Below are 20,693 nucleotides of genomic sequence, written 5' to 3'. Positions count from 1 at the left end.
ACCGCATGAGCTGGAAAACCGGATTCCGTTCGCTCTACTATCTCGGCGCACCCGAGCCGGATGATCCGGTGCTGGTTCCGGCGCAAACCGCCATCCTGGTCATCGACGTTCAGAACACCTACCTGGAGCGGCCGGACCGCGCGTCACTTTCGCCGCAGGAACAGCAACGCTACGATCTGTGGACGCCGTTCCACGAGCGCATGCACAGCACGGTCATACCGAACACGGCAAGACTGCTGGCGCTGGCACGGCATAACGGCATCGAATGCCTTTTTGCCCGCATCGCCTGTCACACGCAGGACGGGCGCGACCGCTCGCTTTCGCAGAAAATGCCAGGCTGGAACAATTTGCTGTTGCCAAAGAACGACGCGCCGTCGCAGCTCGTTCCAGAACTTCAGCCGGTCGGCGACGAAATCGTGGTGACCAAAACCACCGATTCCGCGCTGACGGGAACAAATCTGCGCCTGATCCTGCACAATCTCGGCATCCGGAATGTCATCTGCTGCGGTATCTTCACGGACCAGTGCGTGTCTTCGACTGTGCGCAGCCTGGCCGACGAAAGCTATGCCGTCATCGTGCTCGAGGATTGCTGCGCGGCGGCGACCGACGAGCTTCATCGCAAGGAGCTCGAAATCATCAACATGATCTACTGCCACGTGATGTCGAGCGGCGAGCTTTGCGAAATCATGGCCTTGGCAAAGTGACGCGGCGTCCGTAGTGTCGTGGCTGCACGAGCAGGCCGGGACACATCGGCCGCCATGTGCGGGGAACGGCATACAGCTGTCACGAATGGAGAGGGCTTCATGACCATGGAAACTGCACGCGGGACGATCGACGTCTCGAAAAGTAACAGCATCAATCTTTTGCACTCGAAGGCCGTGGGGCTCGCCGGAGTGCTGTTTCTCGCCGTCACCGGCGCGGCGCCGATGTCGGCGATGCTGGGCAATGTCCCGTTCGCGGCAGGCTACGGCATCGGCAAATACACGCCGGCAGCCTTCCTGATGGCGACGATCGTGCTGACCATCTTCTCGGTCGGCTATGCCGCGATGGCATCGCGGGTCTCCTCCGTCGGCGGCTTCTACTCCTTTATCAGCCAGGGGCTCGGCCGTGAGGTCGGCATGTCGGCGGGCATCGGCTCGCTCGCCTGCTACTCGCTGTTCGAAGCTTCCCTTACCGGACTGTTCGCATTTTTCGGCAATTTGTGGATTTCCCAGCACTTCGGCATCAACGTACCGTGGATCGTCCTTGCCCTGGTCATGATCGTGGTCATCGCGGCACTTGCCTACCGCGACGTGAAGGTGTCGGCGCGGTTGCTCGGCATAGCCCTCATTCTTGAGGTGATCATGCTTCTGATCTTTTCGCTGGGCGTGATTTTTGCCCATGGCGCAACGAATTTTTCCGGCGATTCGCTCAATGTGTTCAAGGTGTTCACGCCAGTCGCCGAACAGACAGTCGGAACCGTGGCTATCCCGGCGGGCGCGGCGGCCGTCGGCATCTTCATGGCGTTCTGGTCCTGGGTCGGCTTCGAGATGGCGCCGAACTATGCCGAGGAATCCCGCGATCCCAAGCGCATCATTCCGCAATCGCTGCTGATCTCGGTCATTGGCCTCGGCCTGTTCTACACCTTCGTCAGCTGGTGCGCGGTGGCGGCCTATCCGACCGAGGCCGATATGGTAGCCAAGGCTTTCTCCGACGGCGTGAACTTCTTCCTGACGCCCATTCAGACTTTTGTCGGCGGCTGGGGCTACCAGCTGATGTCGCTGCTCATCCTGACCAGTTCCTTCGCCTGCGGCATGGCCTTCCACAACACTGCTTCCCGCTATTTGTATTCGCTGGCGCGCGAAGGCGTCCTGCCGCAGGCGATCGCCGAGACGCATGACCACCACAAGAGCCCACACAAGGCCTCGGCGCTGCAATCGGTGCTGGCGGCGGTATGGGTGCTGCTCTACGGTCTGGCCTACGGCTTCGACGATCCGTCCGGACAGGCCTGGCTTGGCGTCTATACGCTGTTTGCTGTGCTTGGCACCGGACTGCTTTTGGTGCTGCAAGCCGTTGTCTCGCTGGCGATCTACATGTGGTTCAAGAAGAACGGCGGCGGCAGCATGCTGACGACTGTCATCGCGCCGTTGATCTCACTCATTGTCCAACTGGTCCTCGTCTACACGCTTGTTGCCAATCTCGCCACCCTGGGCGGCACCAATGGCTTTGCCAGGAGCATCCCCTATGTCGGGCTTGCTATCCTTATCGTCGGCTTGATCTGGGGCTTCGTGCTGAAGTCGGCCAACCCCAAGGCATATGAGAACATCGGTCACATGGTGAACGAGGGCTAGGGCGCCTACGGCCCAGAAATCCTTGCGACAGCGGCGACAGGGCATCCGCTCTGTCCCCGTCACATCTTGGAGCTTCAAGTCATGACCCAGTCCTTGAAGGGTCGGTCTGTCGTCGTTACCGGCGGATCGAAAGGCATCGGCAAGGGCATAGCGCGGGTGTTCGCACTCTCGGGTGCCAAGGTCGCGATCGTTGCGCGCCATCCCGACCAGGCCGAAGCCGCGGCCGCCGAGATCGGCCATGGCGCCTTTGGTGTGGTTGGCGACGTTACCGCGCTCGCCAGCATCGAGAGCGCGCTTGCAGTGGCAGCCGCGAGAAACGGTCGTATCGACGTTTTGTGCGCCAATGCCGGCATCTTTCCGCAAGCGCGGCTCGAAGACATGACCTCGCAGCAATGGGACGAGGTTGTCGACACCAACCTCAAGGGCACCTTCCACGCGGTCAAGGCAGCGGTTCCCTATCTCAAGACATCCGACCAGGGCCGCATCGTGCTGACGTCGTCGATCACCGGCCCGATCACCGGTTTTCCCGGCTGGTCGCACTACGGCGCCACCAAAGCGGGACAGCTCGGCTTCATGCGAACGGCTTGCATCGAACTGGCGAAATACAGCATCACCATCAACGCCGTCATGCCGGGCAACATCGTGACCGAAGGCCTTGCCGGCCTGGGCGAGGACTATCAGAAGACCATGGCCGCCTCGATCCCGCTCAAGCGGCTCGGAACGGTGGAGGACATCGGCTACGCCGCGCTCTACTTTGCGTCGAAAGAAGCAGGCTACGTGACAGGGCAGACGATCATCGTCGACGGCGGCCAAATCCTGCCGGAGAGCCTGGAAGCGCTGGCATAGAGTGGTTCAAAACTTGCTCAGATACGCCTCGCACAGCCCGACCGTTCCTTCGGTATAGGGCAGGCCCACCGACCTGGCGAGGTCCGTCTCCGCGTGCGAGCCGATCCACGCAACCAGCAGCAGACGGCGCAGCATCACAAAGGTCGGGATCTCGTCCTCGTCCGCCTTGGGCAGATCAAGCACGCGGCGATAGCCGGTCGTCCACGACTGGATAAGATCGGCAGCCTGCGGTTCGTGCTCGTAGAAAGAGATGGGCGTCGCGGCATCATACATATACCAGCCAAAGCCGCAGTCGTCGAAGTCGATGACCTTCACTGTCTTGCCGTCGATCAAAAGGTTGGCGAGCCGCAGATCGCAATGGATAAGGCCGAAGCGGTCATGGCCCTTGCCGAAGGCAGCGAGCCTGCGGCCGATCAGCTCCGCGGTGCGGCCAAAGAGCTTGGCTTTCGCGGCGTCGACGCCCATGCCGTCCCGCCAGCGTCCCCAATGCGGCCTCTCCTCGCCGAGGCTCGTCTCAAAATCCCACACGTGGCGGCTGAACCACGAAGGGCGCCGCCACTGCCGGGCGTGGATGTGCATGCGGGCCGTTACCTCGCCCAGCACCTCGAAAGGTTCGCTAAGCGCCTCGCCTATGCCCGGCTCCGAACCGGTCTCCCATTGCGACAACACGACATGGCGGGGTTGCGCCAGTCTGGCATGGCCGACAAGCTGGATTTGCTCACCGTCCTTCCCCGCCACCGGCACGGGTGTGGGGACGATCCCGGTCTGGCGCAGATCGGCCAGCCAGGCCAGTTCTGATTGGATGGCTGTCCTTGAATGGTAGCCGTCGCGATGGATCCGGAGCGCCCACCGCCGGCCGTCGCGAGCCGCAATCTTGTAGGTCGCATTCTCCGACAGGTTGATCATCTCGACGGAAACGTCCGCCGGCAGATCGTAGTTGGCGGTGGCCGCCTCCGCCGTCTCCTGCAGGATGCCGAGTTGCTGGTCGTGGGTGAGTGCGTCGAAATCCGTCACTGTCCGCCCTGCCCTATCATTGCACCCTTGTCCCCTGTCAGAATCCGCGCGATCACGGCAAGCCCGGCCGCCAGCTCGAACCGGACGCTTGGCAGTTTCAACCAGGTTCGGGACATGTCAACTCGCCTTGCCTGCCTGATGCAGCAACTCTCGGGCGCGCGGCATTGCCGCGTCGAAGCGATCCATGATGTCCCGGCAGGTTTCTGGATCCAGAAGCACGCCAGGCTTCCACTGCAGCACCCGCTTGTCGAGCGACGAGAAGATCGCCCAGACGCCCTGCTCGTAGAGTGCACGCGACGCGAAGACGGCGCCCTCCGGGTGATTGCTGAATTCCAGACCGAGGATCACGCCCTTCTGCCGCACCCCGGTGAAGATATCGCCGTGACGAGCCAGCATCTCGCGCATGGCCTGCGTCATGAACTCGGTCACGGTGCCGACATTGGCCACCAGTTCAGGCCGCTGCAGCATCTCGATGACCTTGTGGCCAACGACACAGCCGAGCTCGGCCCCGCCGGTGGTCGAGATGTGGGCCGCACCATCCTCGTTGAGCCAGCCGCCGGCCTTGTCGTTCACCAGCGCCGCGCTGATCGGATAGAGGCCGCCGGATAGGCCCTTTGCCGTCACCATGATGTCCGGCTGGACACCATAGGCCTGCCAGCCCCACATGCTGCCGGTCCGCATCAGGCCGGTCTGGACCTCGTCGGCGATGTACATCGCGCCATGTTTTTCGCACAGCGCCTTGCAGGCGTTGAGATAGCCGTCCTTCGGCATCGGGAAGCCGTAGGTGGCGGGGATCGTCTCCATAATCAGCGCCGCTACGTCTTCGCCCTCGAGCGCCTGCGCCATGGCGTCGATATCGTTGAAGGGCACCTGGATGAACGTCTCCGGCTGGTCGGAGAGAAAGATCTTGGTGAAGCGATCGTCGCCGGTCGCTACCGCGAGCCCCGAATGTCCGTGATAGCCTTTGATGATCGACACGATCTTGCGCCGCTTGGTAGCATAGCGAGCGCTCTTGATGGCGATGTCCACCGCCTCCGCGCCGCCCGGCGCGAAGATCGCGTATTTCATGCCGGGCGAGACATTGATGAGGGATTCGGCTAGCGCCGTTCGCGCCACGGAAGGGAACCAATGGTTGCCGATGTCGAAATAGTCGAGTGCGCTCTTCAGCGTCTCTACGAGCTGCGGATTGCGGTGACCGAGATTGTAGGTGCCGCCATTGAGGTGCAGGTCGATCAGGCGACGCCCCGACATGTCGTAGAGGAAATAACCCTCCCGCCTCCCGATCACCAGGTCGATCCCGGCCTTCTGCCAGAACCTGGTCTTGTCAGGATTCCAGAAACGCATTGCCTTGTCGAAAAAATCCTGCTTCGACTCGAACTCGAAGGGGCCGAAGTCGTACATGCCTGTCTTGTCCTCAAGGTTGACGCGCGCGCACCGGAGCGGCCGAGGCTCGCCCGCCGGATGATGCAGGATTACAAGCCGGCGAGAAAGGGTGAAGAGGGATGATCCTGAAGGACAGGACCGCAATCGTCACCGGCGCGGGATCCGGCATCGGCAGGGCTGCGGCGCTGATCATCGCGCGCGAGGGTGCAGTGGTCGGCGTGGCGGATCGGAGCACCGACGGCGCCAACGCGACCGTCGAACAAATTCTTGCCGCAGGTGGCCGGGCAAAGGCACTTGTGTTCGACCTGACCGACGATCAGGCGCTTGAAGCCGGCTTTCACGATTTCATCCACACTCAGGGCAGGATCGACATCCTGCACAATCATGCCGGCGTACAGGTCGAAGGCGACGTGCTCGGTGTGAGCGTGAAAGGCTTCGACACCTCCTGGACTCTCAATGTGCGGGCTCACTTCCTGGGTGCCCGCATCGTGATGCCATTCATGAAGAAGGCAGGCCGCGGCGTCATCCTCAACACATCGTCGAGCTCCGGCGTGCTCTACGATCGCGAGATGATCGCCTATACGACGACCAAGCACGCGGTGATCGCGATGACAAGGCAGATGGCCGGCGACTATGGCCGCTTCGGCATTCGCGTCAACGCGCTTTGCCCGGGCTGGGTGGACACGCCCTTCAATGCTCCTTTCATCGCCCAGATGGGAGGCCGAGAAGCCATCGAAGCCTACATCCGCGAAAGGGTACCGCTTGGCCGTTGGGCAAGCGTCGAGGAAATCGCGGAGGCAGTGCTATTTCTGGTGTCTGACCGCTCCTCGTATATGACGGGTCAGATTCTGGTTGTCGATGGAGGAGAAACGGTGGTCTAGCCGTTAGCCTTCAAGACGAGGCTGTCAATTCGACCGGAGTTAGAATCTTTGAATAGAACAGTCATTCCGTTTCCAATCGGGCCTCGCCGAAGCTTGTAATATGGTGTCAGAGACCATCGTGTCAGAGACAAGGGATCACAACCCCCAAACCACTGCCTGCTCATGGCGCTTGATCAGATGCTTGAGATTTTCGAAGCTCTTGCGGATATGGGCTGAAAAGGCCTCGACCGCCGGGGCGCGCAGATCCTCGGTGCGGTAGAGCAGGCCGAGCGCGCGTTCGGGATGCGGGATGTTGACCGGCAGCGCGGTGATCGCTTTCTCGGCGCGGAAGGCAAAGACGACGCTGTGCGGCAGGATTGTGAGCGCGTCGCTCGCTTTCATGTAGTTGATGGCGCTGGTCAGCGAGCCGCCAGCATAGCGGATCTTGATCTCGGTCGCGCCTAGCGACAACGCAAGGCTGCGCAGGTCAGCAAGCAGCGGACTGCCTGGCGGCGGCGCGATCCAGGGATAGTCGAGCAGCTCGACAGCGTTGAGCCGGCGCTTTAGAAGCAACGGATGAGTGGAGCGGCAGGCGACGATGTTGCGACCCGGGAGGATTTCCTGGAAGCGCATGCCCGAGCCCTCGTCGAGCATGTCGATCGGGCAGATGGCGAGGTCGATGCGGTCGGCGTTCAATGCCTCGCGCAAATCCGGCAGGTAGCCGTAGCTCTGGTCGATGCGGACATCCGGCGAGGCGTTCTGGAACTCGGCGATCATGCCGGAGATCAGCGCATCCATGAAGAAGGGCGTGCCGCCGACCCGGACCAGGCCGGTGCGGCCCTGGCGAAAACGCTCGACCAGCGTCGACGCCTTGCGCGAGGCCACCAGCATGGCCTGGCCGTGATCGGCCAGCGCGCGCCCGAGCGGCGTCGGCTGCAACGGGCGCCGGCCCTTCAGAAACAGCGGCTCGCCGAGCCGCTTCTCCAGCATCGACAAGGTGCGCGAAACCGCCGGCTGCGTCAGTCCAAGCAGGGCAGCGCCTTCGGTGACGCCACCGGCCTGGACCACGGCAGCGAGTTGCACCAGATGCCGTTCATCGAGCTTCATAGCAAATTGCTATATTAACTCTCCAAGAAATCATCAAGTGCTACGCATCAACCTGCTAGCTTCATCGCAGGAGGAAGCATGGCAGACCGTTGGTTCAACGAGACGAATTCGGCCGAGCTCGTCGTCGAGCGGCTGAAGCGGCGCGCCAACGGGGCGCTGCCGAAATTCCTCGCCTCGCTGGTCGAGCATCTGCATCTTGCCGTGCGCGAAACGCGTCCCACCGCCGAGGACTGGCGGCATGCCATCAAATTCCTCACCAACGTCGGCCATGCCAGCGACGACAGGCGGCAGGAATGGGTACTGCTTTCCGACCTGCTAGGCGTCACCGCACTGATCGAGGAGATCAACTCGCGCCGGCCGAAAGGCGCCACCCCCAACACCGTGCGCGGGCCGTTCTACCGCGCCGACGCGCCGCGCCTGCCACTCGGCGCGAACATCTCGCTCGACGGCAAAGGGGAAACCCTGCAGGTGCGTGGCCGCGTCACCGATCTCGACGGCGAGCCGGTTGCCGGCGCGACGATCGAGACCTGGCAGGCCAATGCCCAGGGTTTTTACGAGAACCAGCAGCCCGACCTGCAGCCGGAGTTCAACCTGCGAGGTGTGTTCGAGACCGGCAAGGACGGGTCTTTCCACTACCGGACCATCAGGCCCTGCGGCTATGCCGTTCCGGCTGACGGGCCTGTCGGCCAGATGCTCGGCGGCATCGGCTATCCGCTCAGGCGGCCGGCGCATCTGCATTTCATCGTCAAGGCCGACGGCTTCGAGACCATCAGCACGCATGTCTATGATGCCGGCGACCCGCTGCTTGCCGAAGACGCGCTGTTCGGCGTCAAGCAGGAATTGCTCGGCGCCTTCCGCAAGCAGGATGCACATTGGGCGCTCGACTTTACTTTCGTGATGGTGCGGGCCAGGAAAGAACGGCGGGCGGCATGACTCTGGGTTTCACCTATCAGGGCAGCAGCGCCCGCATCGTCTTCGGCAACGGCGCGTCGGCGCATGCGGCCGACCACATCGAAGCTCTAGGATGCCGCCGCGCGCTCGTGCTCTCGACGCCGCAGCAGGCCAAGGACGGCGAAGCGCTGGCCGAACGACTCGGCGCGCTCTGCGTCGGCACGTTTTCCGGCGCCACAATGCACACGCCGGTCGAGGTCACCGAGCGCGCCGTCGCCAGGGCCGCCGAGGTCAAGGCCGACTGCGTGGTGTCGCTCGGCGGCGGGTCGACGACCGGACTCGGCAAGGCGATTGCCTATCGTACCGACATCACCCAGGTCGTCATTCCGACCACCTATGCCGGATCGGAAGTGACGCCGATCCTCGGCCAGACCGAAGGCGGCGCCAAGACGACGTTGCGCAGTCCCAGGGTGTTGCCTGAAGTGGTGATCTACGACCCCGAACTGACCCTTGGCCTGCCGGTCGGCATGAGCGTGACCAGCGGCCTCAATGCCATCGCCCATGCCGCCGAAGGCCTCTACGCAGAGGACCGCAACCCGATCACCTCGATGATGGCGGCCGAAGGCATGCGCGCGCTGAAGGAGGCGCTGCCGGTCATCGTTGCCAGCCCGCACGACGCGGAAGCCCGGGCCAAGGCGCTCTACGGCGCGTGGCTTTGCGGCACGGTCCTCGGCCAGGTCGCCATGGCGCTGCATCACAAGATCTGCCACACGCTGGGTGGCAGCTTCGACACGCCGCATGCCGAAACGCACGCGATCATGCTGCCGCACACGATCGGCTTCAACGCCGTTGCCGTGCCCGAGTTGCTCCGGCCGGTGGCCGAGATCTTCGGCGGCTCGCCCGGGCAAGCGCTTCACGATTTCGCCAAATCGATCGGCTCGCCGCTGGCGCTCAGCGATTTCGGGCTGAAGGAGAGCGACCTCGACCGCGCGGCCGAGATCGCCACGAAAAGCCCCTACCCCAATCCGCGGCCCTTCGACCGCGCGGCCATCCGCTCGCTGTTGCAAAGCGCATGGCAAGGAGAGCGTCCACCACATTGAGTTCTATCGGGAGGAGAACAAGATGATTACCAGACGTGAATTGCTGAAGACCGCCGCCGCCACCGGCCTCATTGCCGGCACTGGCGGATTGGCCATGCCGTCGATCGCCCGGGCCGCCACCATCAAGCTTGGCTATGTGAGCCCGCAGACCGGACCGCTTGCGGCCTTCGCCGAAGCGGACAAATTCATCATCGACGGTTTCCTGGCCGCGACAAAGGCTGCGGGGCTCGACTACCAGGTCGTCGTCAAGGACAGCCAGTCCAACCCGAACCGCGCGGCGGAAGTCGCCAAGCAGCTGATCGTCGACGACGAGGTCAGCCTGATGCTGGTCGCCTCGACGCCGGAGACGACCAATCCGGTCACCACCACCTGCGAGGCGGAAGAAGTTCCCTGCATCTCTACCGTCGCGCCTTGGCAGCCATGGTTCATCGGCCAGCAAGGCAATCCGGCTGACCCGGCGTCCTGGAAACCGTTCAAAAGCGCCTTCCACTTCTTCTGGGGGCTCGAGGACGTCATCGCCGTCTACACCAACATGTGGGCGCAGGTCGAAACGAACAGACATGTCGGCGGGCTGTTTCCCAACGACGGCGACGGCAACGCCTGGGGCGACAAGGTGGTCGGCTTCCCGCCGGTGCTCGACAAGGGCGGCTATACGCTCAACGATCCCGGCCGCTATCAGAACCTCACCGACGATTTTTCGGCGCAGATCAACGCGTTCAAGTCGGCGAACTGCGACATCATCACCGGCGTGATGATCCCGCCCGATTTCACCACCTTCTGGAACCAGGCGCAGCAGCAGGGCTTCAAGCCGAAGGTCGCCTCGATCGGCAAGGCGATCCTGTTCCCGCAGGCGGTCGAGGCGCTCGGCAAGACCGGCAACAATCTGTCGTCGGAAGTCTGGTGGACGCCCAGCCATCCGTTCAAGTCGTCGCTGACCGGCGACAGCTCGGCGCAGCTGGCGGAAGGCTTCACCAAGGCGACCGGCAGGCCGTGGACGCAGCCGATCGGCTTCGTGCATGCGCTGTTCGAGCTTGCCGCCGATGTGATGAAGCGGGCCGACGCCGGCGACAACGCCGCGGTGATCAATGCCATTGCCGCAACCAAGCTCGACACCATCGTCGGCCCGATCGCCTGGAACGGCGCCAATCTGCCGCCCTTCGCGACCAAGAACGTCGCCAAGACGCCGTTGGTCGGCGGCCAATGGCGGCTGAAGGACAGCGGCGCTTACGACCTTGTCATCACCGACAACAAAACGGCGCCAAACATCCCGACCGGCGGCAAGATGGAAGCCATCGCGTGAGCGCGCTCGCCGATCTTTCCTTCTCCCGGCCCACGGGGACAAGGTGGCCCGAAGCGCCGGATGAGGGGCGGCGCCGGCGTCCCATAGGTTTGTGCTGCCCCTCATCTGCCTGCCGGCATCTTCTTTCCGTAAACGGGGAGAAGAAAGGCTGACCATGCCCATCCTCGCCCTCGACAACGTCTCGAAGAGCTTCGGTGCGCTGACCGTTACCGACAAGGTTTCGTTCGCGCTCCAAAGCGGCGAGGCGCTGGGCATCATCGGGCCGAACGGCGCCGGCAAGTCGACGCTGTTCAACCTGATCACCGGCAACATCCGTGTCGATGCCGGCCAGGTGACGTTCGACGGCGCCGACGTGACCCGGCAGCCGCCGATGGCGCGCTGCCTCGCCGGCATCGGGCGCACCTTTCAAATCCCACAGCCTTTCGAGAAACTGACGGTGTTCGAGAACCTCCTGGTGGCGGCGACCTTCGGTGCGCGCAAGCGCGAAGGCGAGGTCTCGGATGATTGCGCCTCGATCCTTGCCGAGACCGGACTGCTTGGCCGCGCCAACCAGCCGGCGGGCAGCCTCAGCCTGTTGCAGCGCAAGCGGCTGGAGCTTGCCCGCGCGCTCGCCACGCAGCCCAAAGTGCTGCTGTTGGATGAAATCGCCGGTGGCCTGACCGAAGCGGAATGCCATCAGCTCGTCGAGACCATCCAGGCGATCCACCGCCGCGGCGCCTCGATCATCTGGATCGAGCACGTGCTCAACGCGCTGAATTCGGTGGTCAGCCGGCTGCTGGTGCTCAATTTCGGCAAGGTGATCGGCATCGGCGAGCCGGACGAGATCATGGCCTCGCAAGCGGTGCGCGAGATCTATCTCGGGATAGAAGTCTGATGGCGCTGCTCGAGACAAGGAGGCTGACGGCTTTCTACGGCGACTTCCAGGCACTGTTCGGGGTCGACGTGGCGCTCGACGCCGGCGAGACGGTGGCGATCATCGGCGCCAATGGCGCCGGCAAGTCGACCTTGCTGCGCTCGATCTCCGGCGTGCTCGCCAATGGCGCCGACCAGGTGCTGTTCGAGGGCCGGCCGGTCGGCGCGTTGCCGGCGCCGGAGATCGTCGCGCTCGGCATCGCCATGGTGCCGGAGGGCCGTAGACTCTTCCCGTCGCTCTCCGTGGAGGAAAACCTTCTGATCGGCCGATATGGCCGCGCAGTCGCCGGCGCGTGGTCGCTGGAGGGGGTCTACGATCTCTTCCCGATCCTGAAGGAGCGCCGGCGCAATCCAGGCACGGCACTGTCGGGAGGGCAGCAGCAGATGGTGGCGATCGGTCGCGCGCTGATGTCCAACCCGCGCGTGCTTTTGTGCGACGAGATCAGCCTCGGCCTGGCGCCGGTGGTCATCAAGGACATCTATGCCGCCTTCCCGAGAATTCGCGCCGCCGGCGCCTCGATCGTCATTGTCGAGCAGGATATCGGCCAAGCGCTGAAAGTCGCCGACCGCGTCTACTGCATGATGGAAGGACGCATCACGCTGTCCGGTCGTCCGAGCGAGATCGGTCGCGACGACATCCACGCCGCCTATTTCGGGACGAAGACGCCATGATGTGGCTCGACACCATCGTCCAGGGCATCTTGCTTGGCGGCCTCTATGCGCTGTTCGCCGCCGGCTTGAGCCTGGTCTTCGGCATCATGCGGCTGGTCAATCTCGCGCATGGCGACTTGATCGTGCTCGCCGCCTTCCTGATCCTGGTTCTGGTCACGGCGCTGGGGCTCAATCCGTTCGTGGCGGCGCTGGTCGCCATACCGGTGATGTTCGCGCTCGGCTTCGCGTTGCAGTACCTGGTGCTCAACCGCACGCTTGGCCCGGACATCCTGCCGCCGCTGCTCGTCACATTCGGTCTGTCGATCGTCATCCAGAACGCGCTGCTCGAACGCTTTTCCGCCGACAGCCGCCGCGTCTCGGCCGGCGCGCTGGAAACCGCATCGCTGCAACTCGGCCCGATCAATATCGGCACGATGCCGCTTCTGACCTTCCTGTCCGCGATCGCGGTGATCGTGGGCTTGAACCTCATCTTCTACCGCACGTCGCTCGGCCGCGCCTTCCGCGCCACCTCCGACGATCGCGTCACCGCTGGCCTGATGGGCATCCGGCCCGACCGCATCTTCGCCATCGCCACCGGCCTTGCCATGGTGGTGGTGACGATCGCCGCGCTCTATCTCGGCACGCGCGCCAATTTCGATCCGACCATCGGCCCGGCGCGACTGGTCTACGCCTTCGAGGCGGTGATCATCGGCGGTCTCGGCTCGTTCTGGGGAACGCTTGCCGGCGGTATCATCATCGGCGTGGCGCAGACCGCCGGCGCCTCGATCAATCCGGAATGGCAGATCCTCGCCGGGCACATCGCTTTCCTGCTGGTGCTTCTGGCGCGCCCGCGCGGCCTGTTTCCAAGGGCGGTGGATTAATATGGCGGTCGAGGCGCTGCAGAGCTTCAGGGTCGAGACGCGCACGCGGCTGTCGTCGGCTTTCCTCGTGGTTGCAATCGCCGTGCTGGCGATCGGCTTCGCCGCGCCGCTGTTCAGCTCGCGCGTGGTGATCCAGGATCTGTTCTTCATCCTGACGATGCTGGTGCTGGCACAATGCTGGAACCTGCTTGCCGGCTTCGCCGGCCTCGTCTCCGTCGGCCAGCAGGCCTTTGTCGGCTTCGGCGCCTACACGATGTTCGCCGCCGTCATCCTGCTCGGCCTCGATCCGCTGGTCGGCATCGTGCTCGCCGGACTGCTGGCGGCCCTGCTCACTGTGCCCACCGGCTTCTTCGTCTTCCGCCTGCAAGGCGCCTATTTCGCCATCGGCACCTGGGTGATCGCCGAGGTGGCGCGGCTTTCCTTCGCGCAATGGAAGGCGCTCGGCGGCGGCACCGGAACCTCGCTGCCCTCGGGCGCGACGCGCGACATGTTCGGCGTGCGATGGATCGCCGATCTGTTCGGCTGGCGCGCCTCGCAGGCGACCGATGTGCTCTGCTATTGGCTGGCGCTTGCTCTGGCCGCCGCCACCATCCTCTTCATCCACAGGCTTCTGCGCTCCCGCCAGGGTCTCGGCCTCGCCGCCGTGCGCGACAATCAGGAAGCGGCGCGCGCCGTAGGCGTCGATCCGCGCTGGATGAAGTCGACGGTCTATCTCCTGGCGGGTCTGGTCAGCGGCGTCACCGGCGCGCTGATCTATGTGCAGAAGGCCCGCATCTCGCCCGACGCCGCGTTCTCGGTCACCGACTGGACGGCCTATGTCATCTTCATCGTGGTGATCGGCGGCATCGGCACGATCGAGGGACCGATCGTCGGCGTCATCGTTTTCTTCGTGCTGCGCAACGTGCTGGCCGATTATGGCTCCTGGTACCTGCTCATCCTCGGCCTGATCGGCATCCTGGTGATGCTGGTGGCGCCACGCGGCTTGTGGGGCCTGTTTACGGACCGCACCGGAATCCAGCTCTTTCCCGTCCGTCGCATGCTGACGGGCGCATCGACGACAAAGACCATCACGGGAGGCACGCATGGCTGATATCACCACCGACGTTCTCATCATTGGCACCGGGCCGGCCGGTTCGGCCTGTGCCGCGCTGCTTGCCACCTACGGCGTCGAGAACATGGTGATCAACCGCTACCGGTGGCTCGCGAATACACCACGAGCGCACATCACCAACCAGCGCACCATGGAGGTACTGCGCGACCTCGGCCGGGAGGTCGAGGACGAGGCCTATATGTTCGCCGCCGAGCAGGACCTGATGGGGGAGAACGTGTTCTGCACGTCGCTGGCCGGCGAGGAGATCGGTCGGCTGAAGACCTGGGGCAAGCATCCCAACTCGCGCGCCGAGCACCAGCTTTCCTCGCCTTCGCGGATGAACGACCTGCCACAGACCTTCATGGAGCCGCTGCTCTACAAGACCGCCTGCTCGCGCGGCACGCAGGGGCGCATGTCGGTCGAGTATCTCAGCCATGTCCAGGATGCGGACGGCGTGACGACGACCTGCCGCGACCGGTTGACCGGCAAGGATTTCACCATCCGTTCGAAGTATCTGGTCGGCGCCGACGGCGGCAATTCGAAAGTCGCTGAGGACGCCGGCCTCACCTTCGAAGGCAAGATGGGCGTCGGCGGCTCGATGAACATCCTGTTCAAGGCGGACCTCTCCAAATATGTCGCGCACCGCCCCTCGGTGCTCTACTGGGTGGTGCAGCCGGGCGCCGATGTCGGCGGCATCGGCATGGGCCTGGTGCGCATGGTGCGGCCCTGGAACGAGTGGCTGATCGTCTGGGGCTACGACATCAACCAGCCAGCGCCGATCGTCGACAAGGCCTTCGCCACCAAGGTCGCGCGCGATCTGGTCGGCGATCCGGAGCTCGATATCGACATCCTCCAGGTCTCGACCTGGACGGTGAACAACATGTACGCCACCACCATGCAGAACGGCCGCGTTTTCTGCATGGGCGATGCGACCCACCGGCATCCGCCGTCCAACGGGCTCGGCTCCAACACCTCGATCCAGGACGCCTTCAACCTCGCGTGGAAACTCGCCTATGTCCTTGGCGGCAAGGCGGGCGCGAAACTGCTCGACAGTTTCCAGATCGAACGGGCGCCGGTCGCCAAGCAGATCGTGACGCGCGCCAACAAGTCGATCGAGGAGTTCGGGCCGATCTTCAAGGCGCTGGGACTGCTGGATTCGATCGATCCGGTGAAGATGCAGCAGAACATGGACGCGCGCTGCGACGACACGCCCGCGGCCGAGGAGCAGCGGCGCAGGATCCGCGAGACCATCGCCTTCAAGGTCTACGAGTTCGACGCGCATGGCGTCGAGATGAACCAGCGCTACCGTTCGGGGGCGGTGCTGACCGATGGGCAGAAGGAGCCGGCCTTCGAGAAAGACGCCGAGCTGCACTACCAGCCGACGACGTGGCCGGGCGCCCGGCTGCCGCATGCCTGGGTGTTCGGCGAAGGCGGCGCCAAGGCCTCGACGCTCGACCTCTGCGGCAAGGGCCGCTTCACCGTCTTCACCGGCATCGGCGGCAAGGGCTGGGTCGACGCCGCCAAGCTGCTCGCCCATGAGCTCGGCGTCGACATCAACGCGCATGTCATCGGACCGCGGCAGATCTGGCAGGACCTTACCGGCGACTGGGCCAATCTGCGCCAGGTTCGCGACAGCGGCATCGTGCTGACCAGACCCGACCAGCATGTCTGCTGGCGGCGCGAGACGATCGCGGTCGATCCGGTTGCGGAGCTGCGCCGCGCGCTGAAATCCGTTCTGGCCTTAGGAGGTGCATGATGGACGCACACGAAAAGGGTTTCTTCACCGAGGCGAACTCGATCGAGGTCGTCACCGGCCGCAACAAGAACGCCAGGGACGAGCGGCTGAAACAGGTGATGGAGGTGATCACCCGCAAGCTGCACGAGGCGGTCAAGGAGATTGAGCCGACGCAGGACGAATGGATGCAGGCGATCCTGTTCCTGACCAGGACCGGACAGCTCTGCACCGACTGGCGGCAGGAGTTCATATTGCTTTCCGACGTGCTCGGCGTGTCGATGCTGGTCGACGCGATCAACAACCGAAAGCCGTCCGGCGCGTCGGAATCGACGGTGCTCGGCCCATTCCACATCGCGGACGCGCCGGAACTGCCCATGGGCGCCAACATCTGCCTCGACAGCAAGGGCGAGGACATGGTGATCCATGGCCGCATCCTCGACACCGAAGGCAGACCTGTGGCCGGCGCGGTGCTCGACGTCTGGCAGGCCAATGATGAAGGCTTCTACGACGTACAGCAGAAAGGCATCCAGCCGGATTTCAACCTGCGCGGCGTGTTCCGCACCGGCGCTGACGGCCGGTACTGGTTCCGCGCCGTGAAGCCGAGATACTACCCGATCCCCGACGACGGCACGGTCGGCAAGTTGCTGCATGCGTTGGGACGCCACCCATACAGGCCGGCGCATCTCCACTTCATCCTCAAAGCAGACGGCTTCGAGACGCTGACCACGCACATCTTCGACCCCGACGACCCCTATATCAATTCGGACGCGGTCTTCGGCGTGAAGGAAAGCCTGCTCGCCGAATTCAAACGGGTCGTGGACCCGGGGAGATCGAAGGAGCTCGAGTTCGCCGGGCCGTTCTGGGACGTCGAGTATGATTTCGTGCTGGCGCACCCCCCAACAAGGTAACCGCCAATCAACAGCTGCGGTGCGGTCGCGATGGCCGGAGAAGCATTCCTGCTTTCGCCAGCGGGAGCGTCGCTAATTTCTCGCGAATTTCGCTTAGATCCTTTGCTTCAACGATCTGGCGAGTGCCGGGGATATCGCTGCGATGCCAGATTTGCCTTGTGAAGCCGATGCCATACAGATAAAGGGCCCCGGGCACCCTCGCCGACCACCAAATGTTCGAAGTTGGCGTCATTGAGCTGGTCAGACCGTCGTCGAGACAGAACGAGGAATTGCACGGATCGGTCCCCAGGCTCAGGCGACCGCCGCCATTGCGGGATGCGAGCGGGCGGATCGGACGCCCCTTATGAGATCCGCGCCCTTTTCCCCGATCATCATCGTCGGCCCATTCGTGTTGCCGCTGATGAGCACCGGCATGATCGAGGAATCGATCACCCGCAATCTCTCTATCCCGCGCAGCCGCAATTGCGGATCCACGACCGACATTTCGTCGACGCCCATCTTGCAGGTGCCTACGGGATGGTAGTCGCAGCAGGCATACTGCCTGATATAAGACATGATCTCCTCATCGCTTTTCGCGGAAGGCCCAGGCAGCCGCTCGACCTTGATGAATTTGGCGATCTCGCTCTGCGCCAACACTTCGCGAATGATGCGGACCGACTTCAGCGCCATGGCTCGATCGTATGGGTCCGAAAGATAGTTAGGATCGACCAGCGGCTCGTCCCCGGGGTTGGCCGAGCGAAGCTTGACCGAACCTATGCTGCGCGGCCGTAGAAACGTCGAGTTGATCGTAAAGCCGTGCCCATCAAGCCTCGTCTGACCGCCGCGCACCACCATGGCCGGCGCGATATGGATCTGCAGGTCGGGTCGGTTCGCACCCTCTGTCCGAAAGAAACCGCCGCCTTCGACAATGACCGAAGCAGCCGGGCCGTCGCGATAGAGCAGCCAGCGCATGCCGTGCAGAAGTGCCTTGGGATAGCGGTCCTGACCGTCATAGCTGATCGGGTCCTTCAGCGTCAGATGGACGTTGGTGCATAGATGATCCTGCAGGTTGCGGCCAACGCCCGGAAGATCGCACACCGGAGAAATCCCAAGCGCTTTCAGCTCGTCGGCCGGCCCGATGCCGGACAGGAGCAGCAGGCGCGGCGAATTGATTGCGCCTGCGGAGACGATCACTTCCCGACCAGCGCGCAGGACTTGCCGCGACCGCCCCTGCGCCAGTTCGACACCAACCGCGCGTCCGCCCTCGACCACCACGCGAGTGACCCAGGCATGTGTTCTGACCGTTAGGTTGGCGCGCTTGCTGACGGGATGCAGATAGGAGACGGCCGACGAACGCCGGCGCCCATCCCGGCAAGTAACTTGATAGAAGCCGGCGCCATACATCGTTTCGCCGTTGAAATCCGGATTGTACGGCAGGCCATACTGCTGCACCGCGCGCACGAAGGCCCGGGTCAGCGGGTGTGGGCCGACCTGGTCAGAAACACATAGCGGACCACCCTGGCCGTGATAGCGATTGGCCAGCCGGTCATTGTCCTCAGACTTCCGGAAATATGGCAGGACGTCCTCATAGGCCCACCCTTCGTTGCCGAGAGCCGCCCAATTGTCATAGTCCTCCTTCTGGCAACGGATGTAGATCATGGCGTTGATGGAACTCGACCCGCCAAGCGTCTTGCCCTGCGGATACCAGATGGAGCGGTTGTCGAGATTCGTCTGAGGGACAGTATGAAAACGCCAGTTGACGCCGGGACCAAACAACTTGCCGATGCCGCCGGGAATGTGGATCATCGGATTCCAGTCACGACTGCCGGCCTCCAGCAGCAGCACCTTGACCTCAGGATCTTCCGACAAGCGGTTGGCCAGCACGCAGCCCGCCGAACCGGCGCCGACGATGATGTAATCCCACATAGACTTCTCCACCCTAGTTCGCGCCAGATCGCAAGGGCCTACCTGCCCTTGAACACAGGCGGTCGTTTTTCGGCGAAGGCTCGCAGGCCCTCGACGCGGTCTTCCTTCGCGAATGCCTCGACCGTCAGCCGGTGCTCGACCTCCAGCCCGGATTTCAGGTCGGTCTCGAACGCCGCCAGCACTGCCCTCTTGGCATACGGAGTGATGGCGACCGACTTGGCAGCGATCGAGGCTGCGATTTCCAGCGCCCTGGGCAACAGCCTTTCAGGCGCGACCACTTCGCTGATCAGCCCTTTGCGTTCCGCCAGAGCCGCGTCGACCATCTCTCCGGTCAGCACCATCTGCATGGCGAATGACTTACCAACCAGGCGCGGCAGGCGCTGCGTGCCGCCGTCGCCGGGAAAGGAGCCGATCTTGATTTCAGGCGTGGCGAATTTCGCGGCATCGGAAGCGATGACTATGTCGCACAGCAGGGCAAGTTCGAGGCCGCCGCCCAGAGCGTAGCCGTTCACAGCGGCAATGATCGGCTTGGAAAAGCCCTCGATCGCGCGCCAGCAGGTCAGCCGCTCCGGATCGCCGTAGGAGGCAACACCCCGCTCCAGCATGTCTGAAATGTCCGCCCCCGCCGCAAAGGCGCGTCCAGCGCCCGTCAAGACCACGCAGCCAACGCTTGCATCAGCATCATGGATCGCGAGCAGATCGCGCAATTCGCCGAGTAATTCCTTTGACAGCGCATTCAGCTTTTCGGGCCGATTGAGTGTCAGCAGGCGGATGCCGGGAGACGGCTCCTCGGTAAGCACCAGGGCCTCGATCATCGATCAGGCGACCTTTCTGCATCCCGCGCTGAGACCAGCTTCAGCCAGCAGCCCGCGGATCTTTTCGATTTCGGCAACACCAGGCTTCATCAGTGGTGGCCTGACATGGGCTTCGTCCAATCGGCCGAGGATCACAAGTGCCTCCTTCATGCGATTGTGCATATCGAGAAGCGGCGCGTCATAGAAAGCCCTGACTGTCGGATAAATGCGATCGTTGATTGCCCTGGCAGTCTTCAGGTCATTCGCCTGCACGGCACGGTAAAGCGCGACCTGAAGATCGGCGATCACACTTCCGGCCCCCGAAAGAAGCCCGTCACAACCGAGAGCCAGGGACCCGAGCAGCCAGGCACTGTGGGTGGTCAGCGTATTTACTGGCCGATCGAGCGCCTTCAGTTCCCGTATCTGACGTTCGTGCAGGTTGCCGTCACCGCATTGGTCCTTGATGGCGACAATGGATGGGAAGCGGCGGCAAAGCTCCAGCAAAGTCGGCAACGGATAGGCAAGATTTGAGGCGAGCGGATACTGGAAAAGAATGATCGGCAGCCCCGATGCGTCCGTAATGCGCCGCAGATGCTCGTAGATCATCTCAGGCCTGAGATGCCCGCCAAGCGTCATGAAGTCAGGGGGAAACACCAGCAGAGCATCGGCGCCTTCATGCTCCGCATAGGCAGCGATGCGGGCGGCCTCCAGGCTCGAATTGGTATAGATGCCGACGATGGTCGGGACCCTGTCTTGCAGGACATCCTTGGTCACGACGATCGCGCGGAATTGTTCCTCGATCGTGAGCGCGTGCACTTCGGCGGCATGTCCGTTGATGGTGATACCCGAGATACCTTCCACAGACCCGACGTCGCCAAGATGCCGGCGATAGGCGCTCTCGTCGACGGCCAGGTCGGCGCTGAACGGCATCAGGCAGGCTGGGATGACGCCTTTGGCAACAAATTGTCTCTTCTCGCTCATCATCG

The 20,693-nt window shown here is 63.4% G+C and carries 19 protein-coding genes; 13 read left to right on the top strand and 6 right to left on the bottom strand.

The genetic code is table 11. From position 1 onward, the window contains the following. Positions 1 to 5 precede the first annotated feature (5 nt). The 3 genes from EN862_RS11105 (at position 6) to fabG (ending at position 3,176) form a co-directional block, all read left to right on the top strand. Positions 6 to 704, top strand: coding sequence for a cysteine hydrolase family protein (locus tag EN862_RS11105; protein ID WP_127868495.1), 699 nt, complete (start codon positions 6 to 8; stop codon positions 702 to 704). Between the two features lie 99 nt (positions 705 to 803). Next, complete coding sequence (locus EN862_RS11100; RefSeq protein ID WP_127868494.1) at positions 804 to 2,330, top strand: APC family permease; 1,527 nt, start codon at positions 804 to 806, stop codon at positions 2,328 to 2,330. A gap of 81 nt (positions 2,331 to 2,411) precedes the next feature. Beyond that, entirely contained in the window at positions 2,412 to 3,176 is a 765-nt protein-coding gene (fabG, locus tag EN862_RS11095) for a 3-oxoacyl-ACP reductase FabG (RefSeq protein ID WP_127868493.1), read from the top strand. Positions 3,177 to 3,182: 6 nt separating this feature from the next. Here the strand turns inward: fabG and EN862_RS11090 are convergent, their stop codons facing one another. Continuing rightward, positions 3,183 to 4,190 (bottom strand): phosphotransferase enzyme family protein, encoded by a 1,008-nt coding sequence (locus EN862_RS11090; RefSeq protein WP_127868492.1) that lies wholly within the window; start codon positions 4,188 to 4,190, stop codon positions 3,183 to 3,185. Between the two features lie 117 nt (positions 4,191 to 4,307). Continuing rightward, complete coding sequence (locus EN862_RS11085; protein ID WP_127868491.1) at positions 4,308 to 5,591, bottom strand: aspartate aminotransferase family protein; 1,284 nt, start codon at positions 5,589 to 5,591, stop codon at positions 4,308 to 4,310. Positions 5,592 to 5,692: 101 nt separating this feature from the next. Here EN862_RS11085 and EN862_RS11080 point away from each other — a divergent pair, with 101 nt between their 5' ends. Then, on the top strand, positions 5,693 to 6,454 hold the full coding sequence (locus EN862_RS11080) for an SDR family oxidoreductase (RefSeq protein WP_127868490.1): 762 nt from the start codon (positions 5,693 to 5,695) through the stop codon (positions 6,452 to 6,454). A gap of 135 nt (positions 6,455 to 6,589) precedes the next feature. Here the strand turns inward: EN862_RS11080 and EN862_RS11075 are convergent, their stop codons facing one another. After that, complete coding sequence (locus EN862_RS11075; RefSeq protein WP_127868489.1) at positions 6,590 to 7,540, bottom strand: LysR family transcriptional regulator; 951 nt, start codon at positions 7,538 to 7,540, stop codon at positions 6,590 to 6,592. Between the two features lie 78 nt (positions 7,541 to 7,618). On the opposite strand from EN862_RS11075, the gene EN862_RS11070 reads away from it, so the two are divergent. The 9 genes from EN862_RS11070 to EN862_RS11030 all read left to right on the top strand — a co-directional run bounded on the left by EN862_RS11070 (position 7,619) and on the right by EN862_RS11030 (position 17,008). Further along, on the top strand, positions 7,619 to 8,473 hold the full coding sequence (locus EN862_RS11070; protein ID WP_127868488.1) for a dioxygenase: 855 nt from the start codon (positions 7,619 to 7,621) through the stop codon (positions 8,471 to 8,473). Then, positions 8,470 to 9,531, top strand: a complete 1,062-nt coding sequence (locus tag EN862_RS11065; RefSeq protein ID WP_127868487.1) for a maleylacetate reductase — start codon at positions 8,470 to 8,472, stop codon at positions 9,529 to 9,531. Before EN862_RS11070 ends, EN862_RS11065 begins: the two co-directional genes overlap by 4 nt. 22 nt (positions 9,532 to 9,553) lie before the next feature. Then, the gene (locus tag EN862_RS11060) at positions 9,554 to 10,831 is read left to right on the top strand and encodes an ABC transporter substrate-binding protein (protein ID WP_127868486.1); all 1,278 of its coding nucleotides are present in this window, start codon (positions 9,554 to 9,556) and stop codon (positions 10,829 to 10,831) included. A 154-nt stretch (positions 10,832 to 10,985) separates the two neighbouring features. Next, positions 10,986 to 11,705: an ABC transporter ATP-binding protein gene (locus EN862_RS11055; RefSeq protein WP_127868485.1), complete on the top strand. Its 720-nt coding sequence runs from the start codon at positions 10,986 to 10,988 to the stop codon at positions 11,703 to 11,705. After that, complete coding sequence (locus tag EN862_RS11050) at positions 11,705 to 12,415, top strand: ABC transporter ATP-binding protein (protein WP_127868484.1); 711 nt, start codon at positions 11,705 to 11,707, stop codon at positions 12,413 to 12,415. Before EN862_RS11055 ends, EN862_RS11050 begins: the two co-directional genes overlap by 1 nt. Further along, positions 12,412 to 13,275 carry a branched-chain amino acid ABC transporter permease gene (locus tag EN862_RS11045; protein ID WP_127868483.1) on the top strand — a complete coding sequence of 288 codons (864 nt, stop codon included), beginning with the start codon at positions 12,412 to 12,414 and terminating at the stop codon, positions 13,273 to 13,275. The genes EN862_RS11050 and EN862_RS11045 overlap by 4 nt, the downstream gene beginning before the upstream one ends. Before the next feature lies 1 nt (position 13,276). After that, positions 13,277 to 14,365, top strand: a complete 1,089-nt coding sequence (locus EN862_RS11040) for a branched-chain amino acid ABC transporter permease (RefSeq protein ID WP_127868482.1) — start codon at positions 13,277 to 13,279, stop codon at positions 14,363 to 14,365. Further along, on the top strand, positions 14,358 to 16,121 hold the full coding sequence (locus EN862_RS11035) for an FAD-dependent monooxygenase (RefSeq protein WP_127868481.1): 1,764 nt from the start codon (positions 14,358 to 14,360) through the stop codon (positions 16,119 to 16,121). Before EN862_RS11040 ends, EN862_RS11035 begins: the two co-directional genes overlap by 8 nt. Then, the gene (locus tag EN862_RS11030) at positions 16,121 to 17,008 is read left to right on the top strand and encodes an intradiol ring-cleavage dioxygenase (protein ID WP_127868501.1); all 888 of its coding nucleotides are present in this window, start codon (positions 16,121 to 16,123) and stop codon (positions 17,006 to 17,008) included. The genes EN862_RS11035 and EN862_RS11030 overlap by 1 nt, the downstream gene beginning before the upstream one ends. Positions 17,009 to 17,299: 291 nt before the next feature. Here the strand turns inward: EN862_RS11030 and EN862_RS11020 are convergent, their stop codons facing one another. Genes EN862_RS11020 through EN862_RS11010 form a run of 3 tightly spaced genes read right to left on the bottom strand, consistent with a single transcriptional unit; the run spans position 17,300 to position 20,688 of the window. Then, entirely contained in the window at positions 17,300 to 18,913 is a 1,614-nt protein-coding gene (locus EN862_RS11020; protein WP_127868480.1) for a choline dehydrogenase, read from the bottom strand. A gap of 38 nt (positions 18,914 to 18,951) precedes the next feature. Next, on the bottom strand, positions 18,952 to 19,728 hold the full coding sequence (locus EN862_RS11015) for an enoyl-CoA hydratase-related protein (protein WP_127868479.1): 777 nt from the start codon (positions 19,726 to 19,728) through the stop codon (positions 18,952 to 18,954). Between the two features lie 3 nt (positions 19,729 to 19,731). After that, complete coding sequence (locus EN862_RS11010; protein ID WP_245519556.1) at positions 19,732 to 20,688, bottom strand: dihydrodipicolinate synthase family protein; 957 nt, start codon at positions 20,686 to 20,688, stop codon at positions 19,732 to 19,734. Positions 20,689 to 20,693 lie beyond the last annotated feature (5 nt).

It is taken from the genome of Mesorhizobium sp. M2E.F.Ca.ET.219.01.1.1 (assembly GCF_004016445.2).
In the GTDB taxonomy this organism is placed as follows: domain Bacteria; phylum Pseudomonadota; class Alphaproteobacteria; order Rhizobiales; family Rhizobiaceae; genus Mesorhizobium.
This window is presented reverse-complemented; position numbering and strand designations above follow the sequence as displayed.